Source organism: Wolbachia endosymbiont of Drosophila baimaii (assembly GCF_028982185.1).
Classification (GTDB): domain Bacteria; phylum Pseudomonadota; class Alphaproteobacteria; order Rickettsiales; family Anaplasmataceae; genus Wolbachia; species Wolbachia pipientis.
Window position 1 is genome coordinate 1 of the sequence record NZ_JAPQLE010000099.1, and the last position, 3,303, is coordinate 3,303.

At 36.5% G+C, this 3,303-nt stretch carries 4 protein-coding genes; 1 reads left to right on the top strand and 3 read right to left on the bottom strand.

The genetic code is table 11. The features are described 5' to 3' along the window. Window positions 1-328 precede the first annotated feature (328 nt). The gene (locus OZD66_RS03275; RefSeq protein WP_182367857.1) at window positions 329-1,666 is read right to left on the bottom strand and encodes a pyruvate dehydrogenase complex dihydrolipoamide acetyltransferase; all 1,338 of its coding nucleotides are present in this window, start codon (window positions 1,664-1,666) and stop codon (window positions 329-331) included. Window positions 1,667-1,736: 70 nt separating this feature from the next. On the opposite strand from OZD66_RS03275, the gene OZD66_RS03280 reads away from it, so the two are divergent. Further along, on the top strand, window positions 1,737-2,228 hold the full coding sequence (locus OZD66_RS03280; protein ID WP_275022205.1) for an SH3 domain-containing protein: 492 nt from the start codon (window positions 1,737-1,739) through the stop codon (window positions 2,226-2,228). Here OZD66_RS03280 and OZD66_RS03285 read toward each other — a convergent pair. Both OZD66_RS03285 and OZD66_RS03290 read right to left on the bottom strand, forming a co-directional pair. Further along, entirely contained in the window at window positions 2,225-2,530 is a 306-nt protein-coding gene (locus OZD66_RS03285; RefSeq protein WP_275022207.1) for a hypothetical protein, read from the bottom strand. The two genes, OZD66_RS03280 and OZD66_RS03285, sit on opposite strands and share 4 nt — an antisense overlap. Then, window positions 2,527-3,303, bottom strand: a protein-coding gene (locus OZD66_RS03290) for an IS630 family transposase (protein WP_275021947.1) whose coding sequence is annotated in 2 segments (ribosomal slippage) — window positions 2,527-3,062 and window positions 3,062-3,303 — 778 coding nt annotated over the 2 segments. Because the reading frame shifts where the segments join, the coding sequence is not laid out codon by codon here. This gene is flagged as partial in the annotation. The genes OZD66_RS03290 and OZD66_RS03285, both read right to left, overlap by 4 nt.

Genomic DNA, 3,303 nt, shown 5'->3' on the forward strand with positions numbered 1-3,303 from the left:
AAATCATAACTATATGCTGCTGGCATTCAACCTCCTTATCATCATCTATCCTTATCCTACCACATCCGGACTTTTATGGAAAGAGCTATATCATTTGCTTGGGAATGAGATGCATTTCGCTCAAAAATCGCTTTTATTCCAGCAAATTTAGCTTGGGAAGATTTCGGAGGAACAGGTGGGGCAACCATGCCTTTTGAGTTAATCTTTCCTTCATTTTTAGGAAAAATTTTGAATTATTTTTTTCTACTGTAGTATTCATTTTTTTACCTCTAAGCCTATTAACTAGTAGAATTATAAACTTAGAGGTATTAATTTTGTAATAACGATGCTAATAAGTTACCGCAGTTTCAATAAACATCACCAGAGGATTCTCTATATAATGCTTAAAGGCGTTTAAAAACTTTGCTCCGAGTGCCCCATCAACTGCTCTATGGTCAACAGAAAGTGTTACTGTCATTATTTCTGCTATCTCTATTTTCTCATTCATAACAATTGGTTGTTTTTTGGATGCACCAACTGCCATAATGCAAGATTGCGGCGGATTGATTATAGCACTGAAGGCTTTTATACCAAACATCCCTAAGTTGGAGATAGTAAACCCTCCTCCTTGAAACTCTTCAGGTTTCAATTTTCCAGATCTTGCTCTGCTTACTAAATCTTTCACTTCTTTTGATATAGATAAAATACCCTTTTTATCAGCGTTTTTCACTATAGGAGTAATTAGCCCATCTTCAAGTGCCACAGCGATTGAAATATCTACATTCGAGTATTTAAGTATTTTATTATCTATCCACGAAGAATTTATATCAGGAAATTTTTTCATGCTGAAAGCTGCAGCTTTTATGATTAGGTCATTAATTGTTACTTTGTTATTTTCATCTGCTGAGCTAATCTCGTTTTTTAACGATATTAACTTATCAACCTGGCAGTCTACAGTTAAATAAAAATGTGGAACATTCTGTTTTGATTCAGTTAGGCGCTGTGCTATCACTTGGCGCATGTTGCTTACTTCAACTATGGTATCTTTCTCAGGACTTTCAGTATGTATACCACTGCCTAAAAACTCCAACACATCAGCCTTAATTATGCGACCGTATGGTCCTGTACCTTTTAATTGCTGCACATTAACCCCTTCATTTTGAGCTATTTTCTTAGCTAATGGGCTTATTTTTATTCTACCTTCTGTTGTCTTAGTATCTTCTTCTTTTCTAGATCCCAGTGTCAAGCACTGGGATGACATTGAGGGGTTGGATTCCGGCGTCACGCGCTGGAATGACACCGAAGAATGACTTATTGGCTTTCCGTTTAAATCTTGGTGTTCTGATTTTTGATTATCAACAGCACTTTTTGTCACTTCCTTTTTAACTGCACTATTGATGGAAGTTGAAGTATAGTTGTTAAGTGCACTTTCATCTTCTCCTTCTTCCAGCATTAAAGCTATTGGTTGATTTACAGGCACGCCACTTGTTCCTTCTGTTACTAAAATTTTTGCTAAAACTCCTTCATCTATAGATTCAAACTCCATTATGGCTTTATCAGTCTCTATCTCAGCAATTACGTCGCCTACTTCAACTTTGTCTTGTTCTTTTTTATGCCACTTTACAATTTTTCCTCCAGTTTTGCTCATTGTCGGTGAAAGAGCAGGCATTAATATTTCTATAGGCATTGATTTTGCATTTAAAGATCTATTCAATTTTTAATTTACTCTTTATCTTATGTCAACCTAATCGTGAATTATGATGAATAAGTCTGTTACACTATCCCTCACGTTATCCCAGTGCGTGACACTGGGATCTTGGTTCAGTACTATTATCCTATTGTTTTTATTATTTAGCCATAGCTTGTTTGCTAATAACTTTGTTTCAACAAAATCAAATAAGATCAACATGAGAACGGGGCCAGGGTTTCACTATCCTGTAAAATGGATATACACTTGCAAAAATCTGCCCCTGAAAGTGATAGAAGAGTTTGAGAGTTGGAAAAAGGTCTGTGATATACATGAAGACTGCGGATGGATAAAAGGCAATCTTCTTAGTGATAAGCGCTACACGATTGTAAAAGAAGATACTTATGGATATCAAAAACAGAGTGTAGACAGCAAGATTACTATAAAAATAGACAAGTTTGTTGTGATGAAGATAGAAAAATGCAACGAAGAATGGTGCTTTCTTTCCACCCCAAAACGCAAAGCATGGGTACAAAAAAAACATATATATGGGGTTGATTAGGTTGACAAAAGATCTGAATTAACACTAGTTTCTGGGCCTTCTGTAGCATGCTCTTCAGATGAAGCAAAGGGTTCTTGAGGCTCTGGAGACTGTACAGGGCTATCACAGAAACTCCTTAACATCTCCTCAGCGGATGAATCTAAAATTTGTACAATAGACTTTTCACTCTGCTCTTTTAGCGATTGATCCATTCTAGAAATCAACTCAGAAAACTCGCTACCTGATTTTTCAGCTTCACTTTTTATTTTACTTTCTATGCTTGCAATATTATAGCATTTCTCATAATAGTCCAAACAGGTCATAGGAAGGAAGAATCAACAGCACGACGAAAGGATTCGAATAGAGGAATGTTTTTCCTGGCTCTGTTTTTTATAGCAAACCAATGATGCTCAATTTTGTTGAAATCTGGAGAATAAGGCGGCAGATACAAAATTTCTGCATCAACCCCTTTAGCAAGCTCGATAATTTTATCAGACTTATGAAAAGTAGCATTGTCAAGAATGACAGCCTGTCCAGGTTCCAAGATCGGTGTCAAAAATTGCTCAAACCATCCATTAAAAACATCCATATTACAGCGGCCTTCAAAGGTTAACGGAACAACTATCTTTCTTCCACTTAAGGCTGCAACCATACTGATTCGTTGAGTTTTCTTTCCAGATTTTAGGCCATAAAACCGCTGTCCTTTCTGGCAATACCCATATGGATAGTCCTCTGTGTTATCAATGCCAGACTCATCTATATAAACTAAGTTTTCTGGTTCTTTTGTTGCTATAATTTTTAAGAATTCAGCACGTTTTTCTTCGTTTCTTTCCTTGTATCCATATGTCTTTTTTTGCGCGTAAATCCAATTTTTCTGAGAGCTCGGTGGATCGTTTGGATACTAACGTTGCCCCAAAGTTTAGCCATTTCCGACAGAGTCTTTCCTCCGTTTTCTCTGGCAAATTTAGCAAAGGCATCCCAGTCGGTAATTTTGTGATTGTAACCTCCATTTCCAAGTTTTTTTGATTGAAAGTCTCCTGTTTCTTTTCTTCTTTGCTGCCACTCCCATAAAGTAGTTCGTCCAATTTTAAATCTT

What these genes read in the sequence shown, in the direction of transcription:
- OZD66_RS03280 (WP_275022205.1), top strand. Translation starts at nt 1,737, where the DNA reads ATGATGAATAAGTCTGTTACACTATCCCTCACGTTATCCCAGTGCGTG.
- OZD66_RS03285 (WP_275022207.1), bottom strand. Translation starts at nt 2,530, where the DNA reads ATGACCTGTTTGGACTATTATGAGAAATGCTATAATATTGCAAGCATA.
- OZD66_RS03275 (WP_182367857.1), bottom strand. Translation starts at nt 1,666, where the DNA reads ATGCCTATAGAAATATTAATGCCTGCTCTTTCACCGACAATGAGCAAA.